Below are 21012 nucleotides of genomic sequence, written 5' to 3'. Positions count from 1 at the left end.
GGAACCGTCCCGCCCCCCAGGCTCCCCCCCGGCCCCCCCGGCCCCCCGGCCGTCCGGTCGTCGCCCCGCCGTAGGGTCGGCCTGTGGAACCGACCCAGCACACCCCCGGCGAGCCCGTACGCTCCGGCATCCCCGAGCACGGCCGCGTCCCCAAGTACTACGCCGTCAAGGCCCGGATCGCGGAGCTGGTCGACGAGCTCGGCGAGGGCGGGCTGCTGCCCACCGAGCGGGATCTCGCCCTGCGCTACGAGGTGGCCCGCGAGACGGTGCGCCAGGCCCTGCGGGAGCTGCTGCTGGAGGGCCGGCTGCGCCGCCACGGGCGCGGCACGGTCGTCGCCGGACCCAAGCTGGAACAGCCCCTCTCCCTCGCCAGTTACACCGAGGGCGTACGCCGCCAGGGCCGCCGCCCCGGCCGTACGCTCATCGGCCTCGACACCCTGCCCTGTCCTCCCGCGCTGGCCCCCGGCATCGGCGCCGAGGCCGGCGAGCCGGTGTGGCACCTGGAGCGGGTGCTGCTGGCCGACGACGAACGGGTGGGCCTGGAGTCCACGTACATCAGGGTGGCCCGAGTCCCGCGCCTGGAGGCCGAGTTCGACCCCGACTCGTCCTTCTACGGATACCTCCGCGAGCGGCTCGGGATCTCCTTCGGCGACGCCGACGAGAAGCTGGAGACGGTCCTCGCCACCCCGCGCGAGGCGCTGCTCATCGGCACCCCGCCGGCCCTCCCGATGCTCTTGATCCACCGCTTCTCCCGGGACCAGGACGGGCGGCCCCTGGAGCGGGTGCGCTCGCTCTACCGCGGCGACCGGTTCAGCTTCACCACCCATCTCAGCCCCGGCTGAGTCGCCCGGAACGCCCCACCCTGACCCCACGTCGGATCACGGTGAGGTAACGGGTCTAGTCCAAGCTTGGGGGGTTGTTCACCATCCGGTTGCCGACCGTCCGCCGCCGGGCCACGCCCCGCCACGACCGTTTCCGGCGTGAGAGTCATAGTCGTCGGAGGCGGCGTGGTCGGCACCATGCACGCCTGGCAAGCCATCGAGCGCGGCCACGAGGTCGTCCAGATCGAGCGCGAGGCCGAGGCCCGCGGCGCCTCGCTGCGCAACTTCGGCCAGATCTGGGTCAGCGGCCGCGCGGGCGGCGCCGAACTGGAGACCGCCCTGCGCGCCAGGGAACTGTGGGAGGGCATCGGGGCGGAGGTCCCGGACCTCGGCTTCCGGCCCAACGGTTCGCTGACCCTCGTGCGCAACGAGCGCGAACTCGCCGTCGCCCGGGCCGCCCTGGCCCGCCCGGACGCCGCCGCCCGCGGCTACGAACTGCTGACCGCGGCCGAGGCCAGGGAGATCAACCCCGCCCTGCGCGGCGCCCACACCGCCGCCCTCTGGTGCGAGCGGGACGCGGCCGTCGAGCCGCGTACCGCCCAACTCGCCCTCCGCCGGGCGCTCCTGGCCACCGGGCGCTACACCTTCCTCCCCGGCCGCGAGGTCCGCGAGGTCGTCGGCGGGCACGCCGTACGCGACGACCACGGGGACACCCACACCGGCGACGCCGTCGTCCTGTGCACCGGTGCGTGGCTGTCCGGCCTGGTCCGCGAGCTGGTCCCGGACCTCCCCGTACGCCGGGTCCGCCTCCAGATGATGCAGACCGACCCGCTCGGCGAGCCCCTGACCACCTCCGTCGCGGACGCCGACAGCTTCCGCTACTACCCCGCCTACCGGGGCCCGGCCCTCGACGCGCTCAACGCGGGGCAGGCGCAGACCGCGACCGCCGCCGCGCACAGGATGCAGCTGCTCATGGTCCAGCGCCGGGACGGCGGCCTGACCATCGGCGACACCCACGAGTACGAGCACCCCTTCGCCTTCGACACCGTCGAGGAGCCCTACGAGCACCTCACCGAGGTCGTCGAGGCCTTCCTCGGCCGCCCGCTGCCGCGCATCCGCCGGCGCTGGGCCGGCGTGTACGCGCAGTGCACCGACACCACCCGTGTCGTCCACCGCCAGCAGGTCCGCGACGGCGTCTGGCTGGTCACCGGCCCCGGCGGCCGGGGCATGACCTGCTCACCCGCCATCGCAGAAGCCACCGCGAACGAACTGGGCTGGTAAGCACCATGAGCAACGACACCCCCACGAACACCACGGCCCCCCGCCGCCTCGTCGTCCTCGACATGGCCGGCACCACCGTCGCCGACGGCGGCCTCGTCGAGCGCGCCTTCGAGCGGGCCGCCGCCCGCCTCGGCGTCGAGCCCGGCACCCCCGAGCACGCGGCGAAGCTCCAGTACGTCCGCGACACCATGGGCGAGTCGAAGATCTCCGTCTTCCGCCGCCTCTTCGGCACGGAGGAGCTCGCCCGGCGCGCCAACTCCGCCTTCGAGGAGGCGTACGCGGAACTCGTCGACGGCGGCCTGGTCGAGCCCCTCCCCGGCGCCCGCGAGGCCATCGGGGAACTCCGCGCCCAGGGCCACACCGTCGTCCTGACCACCGGCTTCGCCCGGGTCACCCAGGACGCCATCCTCGACGCCCTCGGCTGGCGGGACCTGGCCGACCTCACCCTCTGCCCGGCCGACGCCGGCGGCCGCGGGCGCCCGTACCCGGACATGGTGCTGACCGCCTTCCTGCGCACCGGCGCGGTGGCCGGCGTACACGAGGTCGTGGTGGCCGGCGACACGGCGTACGACATGCTCAGCGGCGTCCGCGCCGGGGCCGGCACCGTCGCCGGCGTGCTCACCGGGGCCCACGGCCGCGCGGAGCTGGAGCGCAACGGCGCCACCCACGTCCTGGCCTCGGTGGCCCGGCTGCCCGGCCTGCTGGCGCGGGAGTCGTCGTGACCGGCATCCGCTTCGAGTCGGTCTCGGTCGCCTACCACGGCACCACCGTCCTGGACTCCCTCGACCTCACCGTCGAGCCCGGCGAGGTGATGGCCCTCCTCGGCCCCTCCGGCTCCGGCAAGACCACCGCGCTGCGGGCCGTCGCCGGCTTCGTGCGCCCGGTCTCCGGCCGGGTCCTGATCGGCGGCCGGGACGTCACCGGCCTCCCGCCGCACCGCCGCGGCATCGGCATGGTCGTCCAGCAGTACGCCCTCTTCCCGCACCTGCGGGTCGACGAGAACGTCGCCTTCGGACTGCGCGCCCGGAAGGTGCCCAAGGCCGGCATCGCGGCCCGGGTCGCCGAGGTGCTGGAGCTGACCGGCATGGCCGCGTACGCCCGCCGCCACCCGCGCGAACTGTCGGGCGGCCAGCAGCAGCGCGTCGCCATCGCCCGGGCCCTCGCGATCCGCCCCGGCGTCCTGCTCCTCGACGAGCCGCTCTCCGCGCTCGACGCCCAGCTGCGCTCCGGGATGCTCGCCGAACTGTCCCGGCTGCACCGCGAACTGCCCGACGTGTCGATCCTGTACGTCACCCACGACCAGGTCGAGGCCCTCACCCTGGCCGACCGCATCGCGGTGATGGACCGGGCCCGCCTCCAGGACTGCGGCACCCCCCAGGAGCTGTACCGGCGCCCCCGCACCGAGTTCACGGCCTCCTTCGTGGGCAACGCCAACCTGCTGCCGGTCCGGGTCACCGAGGACGGAGTCCGCTTCGGGGAGCAGGAGTTCGTCCTGGACACCGCCCGCGCCGCGCCCGGTGCGCAGGCCACCCTCTGCGTACGCCCCCACCTGCTCGCCCTGGGGGAGGGCCGCAACGCGCTGCGCGGCCGGATCGCCGAGGTGCAGTGGCGCGGCTCCGGCCACCGGCTGTACGTCGACGTGTCCGGCCACCGTGTGAAGGCCGACGTCCCGGAGCTCCGGGCGACCCCGGCCCTCGGCGACGAGGTCACCCTGCACTTCGCGCCGGAGGACGGGGTGCTGCTCGCGGCCGGGGGTCCTCCCGGCGGTGGCGGGGGGAGGGCGTCGGATGGCTGACACCTCGACCGGGCGGGCGGCGCGTGCGGTACGCGCGGCACGGCCGGTACGGACCGCCGCGGCCCGGGCCCTGCCGCGCTGGGTCTGGGCCGTACCGCCCGTGGCCGTGCTCGGGCTGGTCTTCCTCTACCCGCTGGGCCTGGTCGTCCAGCAGTCCCTGACCCCGGAGACGGGGGGCCCGTTCAGCACGTACGGGCGGGTGCTCGGCTCGCCGGCCTTCCGCGAGGCGCTGGGCACCACCGTGACCCTGGCGGTCGGGGCGACCGCCGGATGCCTGGTGCTGGGCTTCACGCTCGCGCTGGTCATCGCCTTCGTGCCGTTCCCGGGAGGCCGGGCGGTCGCCAGGTTCGTCGACGTCTTCCTGTCCTTCCCGTCCTTCCTCATCACCCTCGCCCTGCTGTTCGTCTACGGGACGGTCGGGATGGCCAACGGGATGTGGACCGGCCTCACCGGGGCCGCGGAGGGCCCGTTCCGGTTCCTGACCACGCCCTGGGGCGTGCTCCTCGCGGAGATCACGTACTTCACGCCCTTCGTGATGCGCCCCCTGCTCGCCGCCTTCTCCCAGATCGACACCGCCCAGCTGGAGGTCGCCTCCAGCCTCGGCGCCCGGCCCGCCCGCGTGGTGCGCCGGGTGATCCTGCCCGAGTCCCTGCCCGCGCTCGCCGCCGGCGGCAGCCTCGTCCTGGTCATGTGCCTCAACGAGTTCGGCATCGTGCTCTTCACCGGCGCCAAGGGCGTCACCACGCTCCCGATGCTCGTCTACGGCAAGGCCATCCTCGAATCCGACTACACCGCCGCCTGTGTGGTCGCCGTCGTCAACATCGCGATCTCCGTCGGCCTCTACGGCCTCTACCGGGTGGTGAGCAAGCGTGCTGGTGCATAGCAAGGCCGGCCGCCGGGCCTCCTGGGCCGTCTTCGGCGTCCTCTTCCTGCCGCTCTTCGCGCTGCCGCTGCTCGTGGTGGTGGCCGCCTCGTTCGCCACCCACTGGTCCGGCGCCCTCCCCTCGGGACCCACCACCGAGCACTACGCCTCGGCGGTCCGCGGCGAATCCCTCCAGGCCCTCGTCACCAGCCTGGTCACCGCCGTGGTCGCGAGCCTGCTGGCGCTGACCGTCGGCACCTGGGCGGCCCTGGCCGCCGACGCGCTGGGACGGCGGGGGCGGCGGCTGCTCGACGCGCTGTTCGTGCTGCCGGTCGCGGTGCCCTCGGTGGTCGTCGGCCTCGCCGTGCTCGTGGCCTTCAGCCGGCCCCCGCTGCTCCTCAACGGCACCGGCACCATCGTGGTGCTGGCCCACACCGTCCTGGTCACGGCCTTCGCGCACCAGTCCGTCTCCGCCGCGATACGCCGCCTCGACCCGGCGTACGAGCAGGCGGCGGCCAGTCTGGGCGCCCGGCCCGCGTACGTGCTGTGGCGGGTCAGGCTCCCGCTGCTGCTGCCCTCCCTGAACGCCGCCGCCGGCCTCTGCTTCGCCCTCTCCATGGGCGAGCTGAGCGCCACGATGATGCTCTACCCGCCGGACTGGGTGCCGCTGCCCGTCCGCATCTTCACCGCCACCGACCGCGGTTCGCTCTTCGGCGGATCGGCCGTCGCCGTGGTCCTGATGGCCACCACCCTGCTGGTCCTGCTGGCCGTCTCCCGCGTCCGCACCCGGGCCTCGTACCGCTGAACCGCCCGACTCCCCGTACCGCCGAGCCACGCTCACCCCCCGCACCGCCCCCCGGCACCCCCTGCCTCCCGAGGAGATGTGAACCCCGTGTCCCGCCACCTGACGCGCGCCTGCGCCGCCGTCACCGGAAGCCTCGCCCTCGCCGCCGCCCTCACCGCCTGCGGCTCCTCCGCCGCCGACTCCGCCGACGGCGAGAAGGTCGTCACCGTCTACAGCGCCGACGGCCTCAAGGGCGAGAAGGGCGACGGCTGGTACGACAAGGTCTTCGCCGACTTCACCAAGAAGACCGGCATCGAGGTCAAGTACGTCGAGGGCGGCTCCGGCGAGATGGTCCAGCGCGCCGTCCGCGAGAAGACCAACACCCAGGCCGACGTGCTCGTCACCCTCCCGCCCTTCATCCAGCAGGCCGACGGCAAGGGCCTCCTCCAGGCGTACCAGCCCAAGGGGTCCGACCGGGTCAACGGCGCCGACAAGGCCGCCGACGGCAAGTGGACCTCCGTCGTCAACAACTACTTCGGCTTCGTCTACAACAAGAAGGAGCTGGCGCAGGCCCCCAGGACCTGGGAGCAGCTGCTGGACGGCAGGTACAAGGGCCGCCTCCAGTACTCCACCCCCGGCGTCGCGGGTGACGGCACGGCCGTCCTCATCAAGGCCATGCACGACTTCGGGGGACAGCAGCCGGCCCTGGAGTACCTGAAGAAGCTCCAGGCCAACAACGTCGGCCCGTCCTCCTCCACCAGCAAGCTCGCGCCCAAGACCGACAAGGGCGAACTCCTGGTCGCCAACGGCGACGTGCAGATGAACTTCGCCCAGTCCAAGTCCATGCCGAACCTCGGCATCTGGTTCCCGGCCCGCGAGGGCGGCAAGCCCACCACGTTCGCCCTGCCGTACGCGGCCGGGCTGGTCGCGGGCGCGCCGCACTCCGAGAACGGCAGGAAGCTGCTGGACCACCTGCTCGGCGAGGAGGCCCAGAAGCTGGTCAGCGAGGTCGGCGGCGGCTTCCCGGCCCGTACGGACGTCAAGCCGACCGATGCCAACGCCGTCGAACTCACCAAGCTCATGGGCGGGGTCGAGGTCTTCGAGCCGGACTGGGCCGACATCGACGAGAACCTCACCGCGTACGTCGACGCGTGGAAGTCCGCGACCGGCTCCTGACGGCCCGCCCGCCGGGGCCGGGTGCACTCCGGCCCGCCGGGCCCCGGACGACCTGATCCCACCCGACCTGGCCCCCCGCCCGAACCCTTCGCGCACCGCTACCCGCTCCAGGAGGAGTACGTGCAGACCGTCCTGCTCGGACGCACCCTCGCCGTGGCCGCCACCGCCACCGCGCTGCTCGCCGCCGGCGTCCCCGCCCAGGCGACCCCCGCCGCGGCGACCGCCCACACCGACAAGGTCCTCGTCATCGGCCTCGACGGCGTGGTCCTCGACCGCGTCAAGGCCGCCAACGCCCCCCGCCTCAAGGCCCTGATGAGCCAGGGCCTCACCGCCAGGAGCACCCTGTACGCCGGCCCGATGGCCGCCACGTCCTCGGGCCCCGGCTGGTCCACCATCGCCACCGGCGTCTGGCCCGACAAGCACGGCGTGAAGGACAACTCCTTCACCGGCAAGAACTACACCGCCCACCCCGACTTCCTGACCCGGGCCGAGAACACCAACCCGGCGCTCAACACCTACGCCGCCGCCGACTGGGAGCCCATCGCCTCCACCGACCAGAACGGCCCGATCTTCTCCGCCAAGGTCGACAAGCGCTTCAGCCTCAAGGGCGACCGCGACGGCTACCGCAACGAGGACCCGAAGATCGCCGCCGCGGCCGCCACCGAACTGCGCGACGGCAACCCGGACGCCGCCTTCGTCTACCTCGGCGAGGTCGACGTCGCCGGCCACTCCCACGGCGCCGCCAGCCAGCAGTACCTCGACACGATCGCCCGGGTCGACGCCCTGGTCGGACAGCTCCTCGACGCCGTCGCCGCCCGCCCGACGTACGCCCAGGAGAACTGGAAGATCCTGGTCACCACCGACCACGGCCACACCGACGCGGGCGGCCACGGCGGCTCCACCATCCAGGAGCGCGGCACCTTCGTCATCGCCAAGGGCGCCGGGATCCCCGCCGGTTCGGTACGCGACGACGTACGCCTCGTCGACGTGGCCGCCATCGCCCTGGACCACGTCCACGCCGGCACCACCGCCGTCGACGGCCTCACGCTGGGCGCCGCCGACGACGACGCCTTCGACACCCTCCGCCCGTCCCTGCGCACGCGGGTCGACGAGACCGGCATCGGCGCCACGGTGAAGGGCTTCACCCGCACCCCGCCGGCCGGCTGGTCCGTCGACAACTCCCGGATGGGCAGCGGCGGCGTCACCGAGTGGGCCGGATGGTCCTTCGCCACCGACGAGTTCTGGACCCAGGCGCAGCGCGACCAGTGGCGCGAGCTCAACGTCCGCTCCCGTGACGTCTTCGCCGTCGCCGACTCCGACGAGTGGGACGACAAGACCCACACCGGCTCCTTCGACTCCACGCTGGTCAGCCCCAAGTACGCGGTGACCGGCGGCACCACGCGCACCCTGCGCTACCGGACCCACTACCGCCACGAGGCCCCGCAGACCGCCCAGGTCCTCGTCTCGTACGACGGCGGCACCCCGACGGTCGTCAAGAGCCACACGGCCGACGCGGTCGCCAGGACCGAGGCCGTCACCCTGCAGGTCCCGGCCGGGGCCACCGACGTACAGGTCCGCTTCCGCTACACGGGCGCCAACAACTGGTTCTGGACGGTCGACGACGTCACCCTGAACTGACCCCGGAGCCGCGCCCGTCCCGGGCCGTGGACGTCACCGACGCCCACGGCCCGGCCCCGATAGGGTGGTACAGACCAGCGACCACCGAGGTCGGAGGCCACCGCAGAGCGGAGAACAGTCCCGTGGCAGAGCGCAAGCCGATCGAATCCTGGCTCACCGACATGGACGGGGTCCTCATCCACGAGGGCACCCCGATCCCCGGCGCCGACGCCTTCATCAAGCGGCTGCGCGAGTCCGGCAAGCCCTTCCTGGTCCTGACCAACAACTCCATCTACACCCCGCGCGACCTCCAGGCCCGGCTCCAGCGCATGGGCCTCGACGTGCCGGTCGAGAACATCTGGACCTCCGCCCTCGCCACCGCGAAGTTCCTCGACGACCAGCGCCCCCACGGCACCGCCTACGTCATCGGCGAGGCGGGCCTGACCACCGCGCTGCACGACATCGGCTACATCCTCACCGACCACGACCCGGACTACGTGGTGCTGGGCGAGACCCGCACGTACTCCTTCGAGGCCATGACCAAGGCGGTCCGGCTGATCAACGCGGGCGCCCGGTTCATCTGCACCAACCCCGACGAGACCGGCCCCAGCACCGAGGGCCCGCTGCCCGCCACCGGCGCGGTCGCCGCACTGATCACCAAGGCCACCGGCAAGAAGCCGTACTTCGCCGGCAAGCCGAACCCGCTGATGATGCGCACCGGCCTGAACGCCATCGGCGCGCACTCCGAGACCAGCGCGATGATCGGCGACCGGATGGACACCGACGTCCTCGCCGGGCTGGAGGCCGGGATGAAGACCTTCCTGGTGCTGACCGGCCTGACCACGCCCGCGGACATCGACAAGTTCCCCTTCCGGCCGTCCAAGACGGTCGACTCGATCGCGGACCTGGTCGACCTGGTCTGAGGCGCCCGCGCCCCGGGGCCGGCCGGGGACGACCCTGCTTCCGCCGCGCCCTGACCGGATCGGCCGCGTGCTGCCCGGATCGGCCGCGTCCTGCCCGGATCGGCCGCATCCCGACCGCCTTCCCCACCGGCTTCCTCCCAAGGGGGGTGTGGCCGCACCCGTACGGGCCAGCGACACGCCCCCCGGGATGCGCCGGCCGCCACGGCGCGTGAACCTGCCGGTACCAGGAGGTTCACGATGCGCACTGCTCTGCTCGCTCTCCGTGCCACCGGGGCGGCCGCCGCCCTGCTGACCGTCTCCGTGGCGTCCGCCGCCTACGCACCGCTCGCCCAGGCCGGCGAGGAACGCGGCACGGTGTGGGCGACCCCGTCCACCGCCCATCCCGGCGCGCAGATCGAGCTGCGCGTCAACGGCTGCAACGGCACCACGGGTGCCGCCAAGTCGTCCGTCTTCGTCGCCGACGCGGAACTGTCCGGCCGCGACGGCAAGGGCAACCCGCTGTACGGCGAGGCGATGATCAGTTCCCACGCCCAGCCGGGCTGGCACACCATCCGGGTGACCTGCGACGGCAAGGACGGCAAGGCCACCGGGTCCATCCAGATCGAGCACCGCGGCAACGACCACCAGCCGACCCACCACCCTTCGCCGGTCTGGCCCGTGCACGCGGGCGGCGGCGGCATGGCCACCGAGCTGGCCGCCAAGCGCGAGGACGCGGGCGACGGGCCGGGGATGCTGCACACCGCCATCGGCGCGGTGCTGGCCGGGGCCGCGACCATCGCCGTCGCGGGCCGGGCGCTGAAGCTGCGGCGCCGCCGCAGCGGGGACTGATGGCGGACGCCGACCGCCCCGCGTCCGGCTCGCGGCTGCTGACCGGCGCCGCCTGGGCGGTGCTCGTGCTCGGCCTCTGGCTGTGGGGCCGGGAGATCACCGGCGTACCGCCGGGGCCGGGACCGGGCACCGCCGGATCGATGATCGTGCTGGGTCTGCCCGCCCCGCACGCCCCGCTGGCGGGGGCGCTCCCGCAGCGGGTCGACGTGCCCTCCATAGGCATCCAGGCCCCGGTGGTCCCCCGGGGCCTGGACTCCGACGGCGGCATCGACCCGCCGCCGTACGACCAGCCCGGCACCGTGGGCTGGTACCGCAGCGGTACGCAGCCGGGCGCGCCGGGCGCGGCGCTGCTGGTGGGGCACGTGGACACGCGCTCGAAGCCGGCCGTGTTCTACGGGCTCAGCTCCGCGCGGCAGGGTGACAAGGTGCGGATCGTGCGGGCCGACGGGGTGGTCGCCGAGTTCACCGTCGAGGACGTGCAGGTCTACGAGCGCGACCGGTTCGACGCGCACAAGGTGTACGGGCCGCGGGTGCGCGGGCGCGCCGAGCTGCGGCTGGTGACGTGCGGGGGTACGTACGACCGGGTGGCGAAGCAGTACACGGCGAACGTGGTGGTCTCCGCGTACCTGACGGACACGGTCAAGGGCGCGAAGGAGACGACGGGCGCGAAGGTGACGGCGGGCGCGGAACCGGCGGCCGGGGTCCTCACCGGGCCCGGCCGAGAGCCCGCTCCCCGGGACCTCGGGCCGGGCCGGTCCTCGACCGCGGGCGCGCCCGGACTGCGGGAGAAGCCCGGGGGCCGTACACGGGAGGCCTGACGTCACTGTAGGGCCAATACGACAATACGAAGAAGCCCCTCGCTGCTGCGAGGGGCTTCTTCCGTCGGTGCGCCGCCAGGGACTCGAACCCCGGACCCGCTGATTAAGAGTCAGCTGCTCTAACCAACTGAGCTAGCGGCGCCTGCTGACAGAGAAAACTCTACCCCACCTCCAGAGGTGCTCGTGACCAGCCACGCCCGGCTTGTCCGATTAACCCATATTCGTCGGTTTCTCTGTGCACTATGTGTCTGGCCGAAGGAGGACCTGACGCCTCGACAGGTACGAGCAGGTACGAGCTGACCCCAGGGGAGTGGACGGAACCGCATGACGACGCAGATGCCGACGCCGGAGTTCGAGGAGTACGAGCCCGCGACCGACTGCCCCTGTGCCGGCTGCGCCGCGCAGCGCGCCGAAGCCCGCACCCTGGCCCTCAGGGACGGGGGCCACCCGGGGGCGCAGGGCGCGCGGCGCGCGCTGGTGATGGTCACGGCGGCGGGCGTGGTGCTGGGCGGGGGAGGCGCGGCCGCCGCCGTGGCCCCCGGGGCGGCGGGCCGTACCGTGCCCGCCGCGGACGAGGACGAGGGCACCCCGCAGGGTTCTCCGGCGCCGCTCTACGGTCCGGACTCGGTGGTGTCGGCCACGACGCTGTCCGAGAAGAAGACCGACCGCGCGACGATCATCAACCGGGCGAAGCTGTGGCTGGACGCGAAGGTCCCGTACAGCATGTCCAAGTACTGGAGCGACGGGTACCGCCAGGACTGCTCGGGCTTCGTCTCGATGGCCTGGAACCTCGGGTCGAACGAGTGGACCGGCAGCCTGGACAAGTTCGCCACCCGGATCACCAAGGACGAGCTGCTGCCCGGCGACATACTGCTCTTCCACAACCCGGCCGACCCGACCTCGGGCTCGCACGTCACGCTCTTCGGCGGCTGGACGGACCACACGAAGACGCACTACCGGGCGTACGAGCAGACCCGCCCGCACACGCGGGTGCAGTCGACGCCGTACGGGTACTGGAACAACGCCACGAAGTACCTGCCGTACCGGTACAACGGCGTGACCGGCGGGGTGCTGGTGGACCCGGACAAGCCGGACGCCGGCAACCCGGGACCCGGCGGCACGGCCGCGTACCCGGGGCGGAGCGCCTTCGGGCCGGGCGCGAACAACGCCCACGTGACGCGGCTCGGCAGGATGCTGGTCCAGCGGGGCGCGGCGCGCTTCTACCGCGAGGGGCCGGGGCCGCGCTGGGGCGAGGCCGACCGGCTGGCGACCCGGGCCTTCCAGCGGGCGCAGGGCTGGAAGGGCACCGAGGCGGACGGCTTCCCGGGCCCGCACACCTGGCAGCTGCTGGTGCAGGGCAAGGGCAAGGACATCGGGGGCGGCGGGGGTACGGGAGGCGGTACCGGCGGCGGGGGCGGTACGGGTGCCGGGGGCGTTGGCGGCGGCGGGGGCGGTACGGGTGCCGGTGGTGGCACCGGCACCGGGGGCGGGAGCACGACCAAGGCGCCGCCGTACCCGGGCCGCGGCGTCTTCCGGCCGGGCCGGTCCTCGCCGGCCGTCACGGCCCTCGGCCGGCAGCTCGTGAAGAAGGGCTTCGGCAAGCACTACACGTCCGGCCCGGGCCCGAGCTGGGACGAGGCGGACCGCCGCAACGTCGAGGCCTTCCAGCGCGCCCAGGGCTGGCGGGGCGCGGCGGCGGACGGCTACCCCGGCCCGGAAACCTGGCGACGGCTCTTCGCATGACGGAGGCAAGCATGTACCCCTCGCACACCACATCGACGACGGGCGACGCGACCCTCGCCGGGCCGCACCGAACCCCGCCCACCCCGGCCCCGGCCGCACCGGGCGGAGCTCCGGTCCCGGCCGCACCGGACGCCACCTCGGCGCCGGGCACTGCCGTGCCGGCCGGGACCTCCGCCCCGGCCGCTCCCGTACCGGACACGGCTTCCGGACCGGGGGCGGCGGCCGCGGGCAGCACCGCTGCAACCCCGGCTGATCGGGGCGTGGATCCGGCTGCTGCCGCCCAGTGGGGGGCGACTTCGGCCGCCGCCGAGCCGGGCTCGCGCTCGGGCCCGGGCGCCGCCGGGCCGGGCGCGCCCGCGGCCGGGGTGGCCGTCACGCCGGGTGTGGTCTCGGCCCTGCGGACCGGCACGCGGGGGGCGGGTTCCGCCGCCCCGCCGGAGACGGCACCAGCCTCCGCCACGCCGGTGGCGGCCGCGGACCGAGCCTCGGTCGCCATGCCGGTTGACTCCCTTGCGCCGCAGGCGACTTCGCCGGCCAGGGCTACGGCCGCCGCCGCGCCGAGCGGTCCTTCCGTCCCGTTCACGGTCGCGCCGAGCACCGCTCCGGCGGCGCTCGCTGTGCCGGAGGAGGGCGCGGTGACGGGCCGGTCGGGTCGGGTGCCGGCTGCTGCCGCGCGGGGCGTGCCGTCCTCGGCGAGCGCTGCCGTGCCGGTGGCCGCCTCGGCCTCGGTGCCGGCCACTTCGGACGGGGCTCCGGCTGCCCCCTCGGCCGTCGTACCGGGCGCGGTTTCCTTCGCCGCCGCAGCAGCGGAGGCCCGGTCCGGGGGATCAGATAGGCGGCCGGATGGCCCGCCTGCCGGCAGTCGCCCGGCCGGGCGCTCCGCGTGGGGGCTGCTGCCGGAGTCATCCGGGAGCCCGTCGCCGAACGCAGTGGCGGGGCACGCCGGTACGGCGCCCAGCGCGGCGGCCGCAGCCGCCCCGGCGTCCGGCGAACCGGCCCGCGCAGGGCAGGCCGGGCCCACCACGGCAGGGGCGGCAGGGTCCGGGACCCAGGAGGCCGGCTCATCCCCGGTCCCACCCGCCGCACCGGCGGGGGCGCCTGCAGAAGGCCCCACTACCGCCGGTCCTGCGCCCGCAGCTTCGGGAGCGGCCGGCGGCGCGCCCGCCACCACCGACCGCACGCGGCGCGGGGCGGAGCGATCCGCGTGGGGCCTGATGCCGGTGAACCCCGCCGACGCGCCGGCGGCGGAGGACGCGGACGGCGCGCCGGGGAAGCCCGGAGGGTCCGCCTCGACGGCCCAGGAGTGGGAGGCGTACACGGACGAGGTGCTCCGCCTCGTGGCCCCCGAGGAGCCGGCGCGCCCCGCGGGGAAGCCGACCCGCACCTCCGCAGCGGCCGGCCCGCCCGAGTACCCGCAGGTGGCCCCGCCACGGTCGGGCGCCCCGCGCCACAACCCCGCGCCCGGGGCGGACCGGGCACCGCAACCCCGGACCACGACCGAGAGCCGCAAGACACGGGGCGCGTCCGGCGAAGCCGCCGCCCCCGCGCCCGCGGAGCATGAGGCGGACGCTCCGGCACGCGGTGCTGCCGCGGACCGGAGCACGACGGTGGCCGAACCGTACGCGCGGGAGGCCCGGTTGGCCGGCAGGCCCGGTGAGGTGGCCGCCTCCGCGGCAGCGGGGCACGAAACCGACGCCCCGGCACCTGGGGCGGCCGCGGACCGGGGTACGACGGTGGCCGAGCCGCGCTCGCCGGAGGCGAAGGCGGCCGGCAGGTCCGGCGAGGTGGCCGCCCCTGCGGCAGCGGGGCACGAGGCCGCCCCTGCGGTGGCGGGGCACGTGGCCGACGCTCCCGTACCGAGGGCTGCCGGGGACCACGGCGCAGTGGTCGCCGGACGTCGCCCCTCCGCCGAACCGCCCTCCACGGAAACGGACACGACCGGAGGCGCGCCCTCCCGAGCTGCCCGCTCCGAGGCGGGTGAAGGCCGGACGGGGCCCCTCGGCGACCAGTCCGCGGCCCCCGGCGGGCCGCGCCCCGATGCCACCCTCCCGCCGGCTCCGTCCGTGCCCGCACCGGCGGACGTCATCCGCACGGCAGCGCCGTCGTCGGCCCGCAGCGACTGTCTCGGCGCCGACGCCTCCGGGGCCCGGCCCGCAGGCCGCGCGGAGGCGGCCGGCGACCCGGCCGCATCCGAAGCGCACGCTCCGGCCCGGGACGAGGACCGCTCACGGCGCGCGCCGGGGGCAGTTGGCGGCTCCAGGGCCGGGACGGCAGCCATGGCACCCGACGCCGAGGCGCGCACAACAGCGGTCACCGGTGCTCGCCCCGAGGACTCCGCGCCGGGGACCACCGGCACTCGCTCCGGTGCGACTGCGGGAGCGGCCGCCGAAGCGCGCGTCCAGGCTCCGGACGAGGTCCGTGCCCGGCGTCGCGAGGCGGCCGTCGTCGGTACCGCGGACGAGGCGCCCGCCGGTGTCGGCTCCGGTGCCCGCGGCGAGGGGCTTACGACGCTGGTCACCGGCACTCGTACCGAAGGGCCTTCGGCGGAGGTCCGGGACGCCGGGGTGGCCCCCGGCCGGGAGGCCACCGCGGCGGCCACCCCCGCCGCACCCGGACCTGCTGCCGCCGAGCCAGGTGTGGAGCCCCTCGGTGCACGGCCTGCCGGAGCGGCGACGGCGGCCGCTGCCGAAGGGCACGCGCGGGATGGGCGCGCGACGGCGGTCGGCGGCACGCGGACCGAGGGGGCGGCCGCGGCGTCCGACTCCGCTCGTGCCGCGGGTCTCGGCGAGGCCGCCTCCGGTACCGGCACCGGTGCCGGAGGGCCGTCGGCGGGGGCCCGCGTCGGCGGACTCGCTGCTGCGGCTGCCGCCTACGCGGCTGCCGAGCGGGCCGGTGGCGGGCCCCGTGCCGAAGGGTCCGCGAGGGTGACCGCCGGCCCCCGGGGCATCGCCTGGGCGCCCGTCGACACGCACGGCCGGGCTTCGGACGAGGTCCGCACCGGACGCGGGACGGCGGCGGTGGAGCCCCATCTCGCGGGGCCCGCCTGGGGCGCCCGCGCGGAACGGGCCGCGGGGCTCGCGCCGGTGGCCACCGAGGAGCCCGTGGTGGAGACCTGCTCCGTCCGGGGTGGTGCGGCGGCCACCTCCGAGCTGGCCGTCGCCGGCGAGGACGCCGGCCCCGTCCGGCGCCGGGGCGACGGCGCCGCCGAGAGGGTCGTCGGAGTGCCTGGCGAGGACGCCGGTTCCGTTCGGGGCCGTGTGGACGGCGGCTGCGAGAGAGTGCCGGGCGAGGAGGCCGGCTCCGGTCGGGGCCGGGCGGGCGGGACCTGCGAGGTGGCCGTCTTCCGAGGGTCCGGTGAGGGGGTTCGCTCCGGGGGCGGCGCCGGTGGCCGAGGGCCGTGGGCGGCCGCGCCCGTGGCCGATGACGACACCCAGGACCTGCCGCGCGTCGGGGCCGGGGTCCCCGGGCCCGGGATCGCTTCCGGGCGGCACCTCATCGGGAGCCCCGGGGCCACCGCCATCCCGGTGCACCTGCTGTTCCGGGACCAGGGTGCCGGGACGGGCTCGGTTCCGGGACCGGCCGGCGGGGCCGGACCGGCGCGGGGCGGCACCGCCGACGCGGGTGGTGCCCGCCGCCGTGGCGGTGGGGCGCTCGATGCCCGTACGGCTGCCGGCACCCCTACGGCTCCGGGCGCCCGTACCGCCCCCGCCCCCCGCACCCGTACCCGTACCGCCCCCACCCCCCGGCACGGCGAGGCCGGCTGGGGGACCGGGGCGCGGAGCGCGCCTCCCGTGGACCCCGTGCTCCGCGAGCGGCGGGGGCCCGCCGTGCCCGGGTGGGTCGGGGTGCTGGCCGGGGCCGGCGCGGCCGCCGGGGCCGCGCTGGTCGCGGTGAAGGCCGGTCTCGTGCCCGGGCGGGTGGCCGACGCCCTCGGGATCGCCGCGGGCGCCGGACCCACCCGGTACCACTGGGCCGCCCTCGCGGCCCTCGGCGTCGTGGCCCTCGTCGCCCTCGGCGGGCTCGGCCGCGGCCGGGCCGGCCACGCCTGGGTGCTCACCCTCTTCGGCAGCTACCGCGGCACGGTCCGCCGGACCGGCCTCGTCTGGGTCAGCCCCGCGCTGCTGCGCCGCCGGGTCGACGTACGCCTCCGGCACTGGCGCAGCGAGCCGATGCCGGCCGTCGACGCGGGCGGGCTCGCCCTCCAGGTCGTCGTCCAGGTCGTCTGGCGCGTCAAGGACACCGCCCGCGCCGCGCTCGCCGTCGAGGACCACACCGACTACCTCGCCGAGCAGGTCGAGTCCGCCATGGCCCGCGTGCTCTCCCGGCTCCCGGCCGACGCCTTCCACGAGGACGCCCCGACCCTCCGCGACGCCGAGGCCGTCGGGGACGCCCTCACCCGGATGCTGGCGGCCGACACCGAGGTGGCGGGCATCGAGGTGTACTCCGCCCAGCCCACCCGCATCGAGTACGCCCCCGAGGTCGCCGCGGCCATGCGGCGCCGCCGGGTGGCCGCCATCGACGCGAAGCACCGGGACGCGGTGCTGAACTCGGTCGTCGACGCCGTCGACGACACCGTCAACCGCCTCACTTCCCGCGGCCTGGTCGAGCTCGACGACTACGAGCGCAAGGCCCTGGTGAAGGACCTCACCGTGGCCTTCTACACCGGGCGCCAGGACTAGGCCCGCGGACCACCGGAGACCGAACGGCCGACGCGCACCCCGCGCGTCGGCCGTTCCGTCGTCCGGGCGCCGCCGGGCCGGGCACGGACCGTCGCGCCGCCCGGTCCGTCCTCCTTCACCCATTGGTCTGGACATGGCCAATTGCCGTCAATAGTCTGGGACTTGGTCTAGACCTGAATCCCCGCGTGTGCACGCCCCAGGAACTCCCCCCACGTCCAAGGAGCATCATGCGTCGCTTCGCCCTGCCCACCCCCACTCGCAGACGCCTCACCGCGGCCGCCCTCGGCGTCGCCCTCATCGGTGGCTTCTCCGCGCTCAGCGCCCCCGCCGCCACCAGCCACGGCTACACGGACCAGCCCATCAGCCGCCAGAAGCTCTGCGCCAACAAGACCGTCCCCGACTGCGGCCCCATCCAGTGGGAGCCGCAGTCCGTCGAGGGCCCCAAGGGCTTCCCGGCGGCCGGTCCCGCCGACGGCCGCATATGTTCCGCCAACCACACCGAGTTCGCCCAGCTCGACGACCCGCGCGGCGGCAACTGGCCCGCCACCCAGGTGTTCGGCGGCCAGGCCTTCAACTTCCGCTGGCAGTTCACAGCCCCGCACGCCACCACCGACTTCAAGTACTACATCACCCGGAACGGCTGGGACTGGAGCAAGCCCCTCACCCGGGCCGCGCTCGACCCCCAGCCCTTCATGACCGTCACCTACAACGGCACCCGCCCGCCGTACACCATCGTCCACCCCGGCACCATGCCGACGGGCAAGTCCGGCCGGCACATGATCCTCGCGGTGTGGACCATCCACGACACCGTGAACGCCTTCTACTCCTGCTCGGACGTCCAGTTCTGAGGCATTCAGTTCTGACGTGACGTCAGTTACCGTGCGGCGGCATGGGGACTGGGACACCGGAACACCGCTCGGGGCGGCCCTCGGCACCCGCGACGGTCGCGGAGCTCGTCCAGCGCCAGTGGGGCGACCACCGCACCGGGCTGGGTGAGGCGGACACCCGCCTCACCCACCACGAGGTGGCCGGGGCCGCCGCCGCCCGCGCCGCGCTGCTGGTCGACCTCCTGCCGCGCGGCGCGGAACCACACGTCGGGGTGCTCCTGGAGAACACCCCGGAGTTCCCGCTGTGGCTGAGCGCGGCGGCCCTCGCCGGGGCCGCCGTCGCCGGCATCAACCCCACCCGGCGGGGCGCGGAGCTGGCCCGCGACATCGTCCACACCGACTGCCGGCTGCTGGTCACCGAGCGGGCCCTGCTGCCCCTGCTCGACGGCCTCGACCTGCCCGGGGTACGGATCCTGGTGACCGACACCGACGCGTACGCCGCGCTGCTCGCCCCGTACACCGGCGCCAAGCCCGGCGAGGCCGTGCTCCGGCGCGGCGGCCCCGGGCCCGCCGACCGCTTCCTCCTCTACTTCACCTCCGGTTCCACCGGCGCGCCCAAGGCGGCCCTCTGCACCCAGGGCAGGCTCGCCGCGGCCGGCGCGTCCCTGGCGCGGCAGTTCACCGTCACGCCCGAGGACGTCCACTACGTCTGCATGCCGATGTTCCACGGCAACGCCGTGATCGCCGACTGGGCGCCCGCCCTGGTGGCCGGCGCCTCCGTCGCGCTGCGGCGCCGCTTCTCCGCGTCCGCCTTCCTGGACGACGTACGCCGCCACGGCGCGACCTACTTCACGTACGTCGGCCGCGCCGTCCAGTACCTGCTGGCCACCCCGCCCCGGCCCGACGACCGCGACCACACCCTGCGGCTCGGCTTCGGCACGGAGGCCGGCGCGGTGGACGCGGCGCGCTTCGCCGACCGGTTCGGGGTCCGGCTCGTCGAGGGGTACGGGTCCTCCGAGGGCGGCGCCGCGATCCAGCGCACCCCCGACACGCCCCCGGGGGCCATCGGGCGGGCCGCGCCCCGTGACGACCTGGCGGTGGTGGACCCCGAGACTCTCCAGGAGCGGCCGCCCGCGCGGCGCGGCCCGGACGGGACGCTGCGGGGGGTGGACCGGGCGATCGGGGAGCTGGTGAACCGCGGGCCGAACCCCTTCGAGGGCTACTGGCGCAACCCGGCGGCCGAGGCGGACCGCAGGCGCGGCGGCTGGTACTGGACGGGCGACCTCTTCTACCGCGACGAGGCCGGCTTCCTCTACTTCGCCGGGCGCACCGACGACCGGCTGCGGGTGGACAGCGAGAACCTGGCCGCCGCGATGATCGAGGACATCCTGGCCCGCTGGGAGGACGCGGCGGGCGTGGCCGTGTACGCGGTGCCCGACCCGGTGGCCGGCGACCAGGTGATGGCCGCCCTCGCGCTGAGGGAGGGCGCGGTCTTCTCGCCCGGGGCCTTCGCCGCCTTCCTGGCGGCGCAGCCGGACCTCGGCACCAAGATGGCGCCCCGCTTCGTGCGCGTGGTGCCTGTGATGCCGGTCACCGCCACGAACAAGGTGCACCGGGTGGCGCTGCGCCGCGAGGGCTTCCGGTGCGGCGATCCCGTCTGGTGGCGGCCCGGCACGGCCCCGGGGTTCCGGCCCCTCACGGGCCCGGACCTGGCCGGGCTGCTGGCGCGGTACGAGGCCCAGTCCCGGGCCCACCTGCTGGGCTGAACCGGTCCGACCTGCGGGGCCGGGGCGGGGGTGGTCACGAGCACCCCCGGGGACCGGGTAGTATTTTCTCTGTCAGCAGGCGCCGCTAGCTCAGTTGGTTAGAGCAGCTGACTCTTAATCAGCGGGTCCGGGGTTCGAGTCCCTGGCGGCGCACCTGATCTTCGGGCGGTTTCCGGTTCACCGGGAACCGCCCGAAGTGTTTTCCCGGTGCCCGCCCCCGCTGTTCTCCCCGGCTCTTCCGCGGGACCGGACGGCTCGGGGAGCGGTCGCGTGCCCCCGCCCGTCGCGGGGGCACGGCCCTCAGATCGTCAGCGACAGCAGCAGCGGGGCGGCCCTCCGGTTGAGCGTGTCGGCGGCGGCCCGCAGCCGGTGCGCGTGCTCGACCGGCATCGACAGGGCCAGGCAGCCCACCGCGGAACCCGCGGTGATCGGCACCGCCGCGCACACGGTCCCCACGGCGTACTCCTGGAGGTCCAGGGTCGGCACCGTGGACGGCTGGGCGTCCAGCTTCGAGAACAGCACCCGCTCGTTCGTGATCGTCCGGGAGGTCAGCCTGGCGATCTTGTGCCGGGACAGGTGGTCACGGCGGCCGTTGAGGTCGAGCTGGGTCAGCAGGCACTTGCCGACCGCGCTGGCGTGGGCGGCGGAGCGGAAGTCGACCCACTCGTGCACCTTGGGCGTGCGCGGGCTGTCCGCGAACTGCGTGATCTTCACCTCGCCGTCGACGTACCGGCTGATGTAGACGGCCGCACCGACCGTGTCGCGCAGTTCGTCGAGGCTCTCCTGGAGCTTGGCCTGGAGCGCCTGCTGCCGGTCCACCCCCGAGCCGAGGAGCACCAGGGAATCCCCTATGGAGTACGCGCCGTCCGACACCTGCACCACGTAGCCCTCGCGGCGCAGCATGACCAGCATGGGGGCGAGGTGGACCGAGGGCAGGCCGGTCTCGCGGGTGATCTGGGTGTCGGTCACACCCCCGGTGTGCCGCGAGATCGTTTCGAGTACGCGCAGGGCGTACTGCACCGAGTGGAACGGCGCGGTCGGCTCGGGCTTCAGCGCCACGGTTTCCCCCTAGCAGGTTGTTACCGCTTGCGC

At 75.1% G+C, this 21012-nt stretch carries 16 protein-coding genes and 2 tRNA genes; 16 read left to right on the top strand and 2 right to left on the bottom strand.

Features of this window, described 5'->3' with window-relative positions:
* The first annotated feature begins 83 nt into the window (after positions 1–83).
* The 11 genes from ACIQUR_RS24335 to ACIQUR_RS24285 all read left to right on the top strand — a co-directional run bounded on the left by ACIQUR_RS24335 (position 84) and on the right by ACIQUR_RS24285 (position 10905).
* Positions 84–842, top strand: coding sequence for a GntR family transcriptional regulator (locus ACIQUR_RS24335; protein WP_403667869.1), 759 nt, complete (start codon positions 84–86; stop codon positions 840–842).
* Between the two features lie 138 nt (positions 843–980).
* Positions 981–2102 carry a TIGR03364 family FAD-dependent oxidoreductase gene (locus ACIQUR_RS24330; protein WP_403667866.1) on the top strand — a complete coding sequence of 374 codons (1122 nt, stop codon included), beginning with the start codon at positions 981–983 and terminating at the stop codon, positions 2100–2102.
* Between the two features lie 5 nt (positions 2103–2107).
* Entirely contained in the window at positions 2108–2824 is a 717-nt protein-coding gene (locus tag ACIQUR_RS24325; RefSeq protein ID WP_403667863.1) for a phosphonatase-like hydrolase, read from the top strand.
* Positions 2821–3897, top strand: a complete 1077-nt coding sequence (locus ACIQUR_RS24320) for an ABC transporter ATP-binding protein (protein WP_403667860.1) — start codon at positions 2821–2823, stop codon at positions 3895–3897. The genes ACIQUR_RS24325 and ACIQUR_RS24320 overlap by 4 nt, the downstream gene beginning before the upstream one ends.
* The gene (locus tag ACIQUR_RS24315) at positions 3890–4780 is read left to right on the top strand and encodes a 2-aminoethylphosphonate ABC transporter permease subunit (protein ID WP_403667857.1); all 891 of its coding nucleotides are present in this window, start codon (positions 3890–3892) and stop codon (positions 4778–4780) included. The genes ACIQUR_RS24320 and ACIQUR_RS24315 overlap by 8 nt, the downstream gene beginning before the upstream one ends.
* The gene (locus ACIQUR_RS24310) at positions 4767–5564 is read left to right on the top strand and encodes an ABC transporter permease (protein ID WP_403667854.1); all 798 of its coding nucleotides are present in this window, start codon (positions 4767–4769) and stop codon (positions 5562–5564) included. The genes ACIQUR_RS24315 and ACIQUR_RS24310 overlap by 14 nt, the downstream gene beginning before the upstream one ends.
* Positions 5565–5651: 87 nt before the next feature.
* Positions 5652–6719 carry a 2-aminoethylphosphonate ABC transporter substrate-binding protein gene (locus ACIQUR_RS24305; protein ID WP_403667851.1) on the top strand — a complete coding sequence of 356 codons (1068 nt, stop codon included), beginning with the start codon at positions 5652–5654 and terminating at the stop codon, positions 6717–6719.
* A 120-nt stretch (positions 6720–6839) separates the two neighbouring features.
* A complete protein-coding gene (locus ACIQUR_RS24300; RefSeq protein WP_403667848.1) occupies positions 6840–8357 on the top strand; it encodes an alkaline phosphatase family protein in 1518 nt (505 codons plus the stop codon).
* A gap of 122 nt (positions 8358–8479) precedes the next feature.
* On the top strand, positions 8480–9259 hold the full coding sequence (locus ACIQUR_RS24295) for an HAD-IIA family hydrolase (RefSeq protein WP_399956597.1): 780 nt from the start codon (positions 8480–8482) through the stop codon (positions 9257–9259).
* A 237-nt stretch (positions 9260–9496) separates the two neighbouring features.
* Positions 9497–10087, top strand: a complete 591-nt coding sequence (locus ACIQUR_RS24290; RefSeq protein ID WP_403667844.1) for a hypothetical protein — start codon at positions 9497–9499, stop codon at positions 10085–10087.
* Entirely contained in the window at positions 10087–10905 is an 819-nt protein-coding gene (locus ACIQUR_RS24285) for a class F sortase (RefSeq protein WP_403667842.1), read from the top strand. Before ACIQUR_RS24290 ends, ACIQUR_RS24285 begins: the two co-directional genes overlap by 1 nt.
* A gap of 68 nt (positions 10906–10973) precedes the next feature.
* Here ACIQUR_RS24285 and ACIQUR_RS24280 read toward each other — a convergent pair.
* A tRNA-Lys gene (locus ACIQUR_RS24280) sits at positions 10974–11047 on the bottom strand.
* Positions 11048–11241: 194 nt separating this feature from the next.
* On the opposite strand from ACIQUR_RS24280, the gene ACIQUR_RS24275 reads away from it, so the two are divergent.
* The 5 genes from ACIQUR_RS24275 to ACIQUR_RS24255 all read left to right on the top strand — a co-directional run bounded on the left by ACIQUR_RS24275 (position 11242) and on the right by ACIQUR_RS24255 (position 20073).
* Entirely contained in the window at positions 11242–12648 is a 1407-nt protein-coding gene (locus ACIQUR_RS24275; protein ID WP_403667961.1) for a peptidoglycan-binding protein, read from the top strand.
* Between the two features lie 2924 nt (positions 12649–15572).
* Positions 15573–17327, top strand: coding sequence for an SPFH domain-containing protein (locus tag ACIQUR_RS24270; RefSeq protein WP_403667839.1), 1755 nt, complete (start codon positions 15573–15575; stop codon positions 17325–17327).
* A 227-nt stretch (positions 17328–17554) separates the two neighbouring features.
* Entirely contained in the window at positions 17555–18175 is a 621-nt protein-coding gene (locus ACIQUR_RS24265; RefSeq protein ID WP_403667837.1) for a lytic polysaccharide monooxygenase, read from the top strand.
* 41 nt (positions 18176–18216) lie between these two features.
* Positions 18217–19920: an AMP-binding protein gene (locus tag ACIQUR_RS24260; RefSeq protein WP_403667834.1), complete on the top strand. Its 1704-nt coding sequence runs from the start codon at positions 18217–18219 to the stop codon at positions 19918–19920.
* A gap of 79 nt (positions 19921–19999) precedes the next feature.
* Positions 20000–20073: transfer RNA gene (locus tag ACIQUR_RS24255), tRNA-Lys, on the top strand.
* Between the two features lie 147 nt (positions 20074–20220).
* Here the strand turns inward: ACIQUR_RS24255 and ACIQUR_RS24250 are convergent.
* The gene (locus ACIQUR_RS24250; protein WP_403667831.1) at positions 20221–20979 is read right to left on the bottom strand and encodes an IclR family transcriptional regulator; all 759 of its coding nucleotides are present in this window, start codon (positions 20977–20979) and stop codon (positions 20221–20223) included.
* Between the last annotated feature and the right edge of the window lie 33 nt (positions 20980–21012).

The sequence above is a fragment of the Streptomyces sp. NPDC101132 genome (genome assembly GCF_044759225.1).
Taxonomy (GTDB): Bacteria; Actinomycetota; Actinomycetes; order Streptomycetales; family Streptomycetaceae; genus Streptomyces.
The sequence above is the reverse complement of the archived record's forward strand: the minus strand, read 5'-3'. Positions and strand labels throughout refer to the sequence as shown.

Coding starts and splice junctions, on each gene's coding strand:
- ACIQUR_RS24325 (WP_403667863.1), top strand. CDS start 2,108: ATGAGCAACGACACCCCCACGAACACCACGGCCCCCCGCCGCCTCGTC.
- ACIQUR_RS24315 (WP_403667857.1), top strand. CDS start 3,890: ATGGCTGACACCTCGACCGGGCGGGCGGCGCGTGCGGTACGCGCGGCA.
- ACIQUR_RS24290 (WP_403667844.1), top strand. CDS start 9,497: ATGCGCACTGCTCTGCTCGCTCTCCGTGCCACCGGGGCGGCCGCCGCC.
- ACIQUR_RS24285 (WP_403667842.1), top strand. CDS start 10,087: ATGGCGGACGCCGACCGCCCCGCGTCCGGCTCGCGGCTGCTGACCGGC.
- ACIQUR_RS24275 (WP_403667961.1), top strand. CDS start 11,242: ATGCCGACGCCGGAGTTCGAGGAGTACGAGCCCGCGACCGACTGCCCC.
- ACIQUR_RS24265 (WP_403667837.1), top strand. CDS start 17,555: ATGCGTCGCTTCGCCCTGCCCACCCCCACTCGCAGACGCCTCACCGCG.
- ACIQUR_RS24260 (WP_403667834.1), top strand. CDS start 18,217: ATGGGGACTGGGACACCGGAACACCGCTCGGGGCGGCCCTCGGCACCC.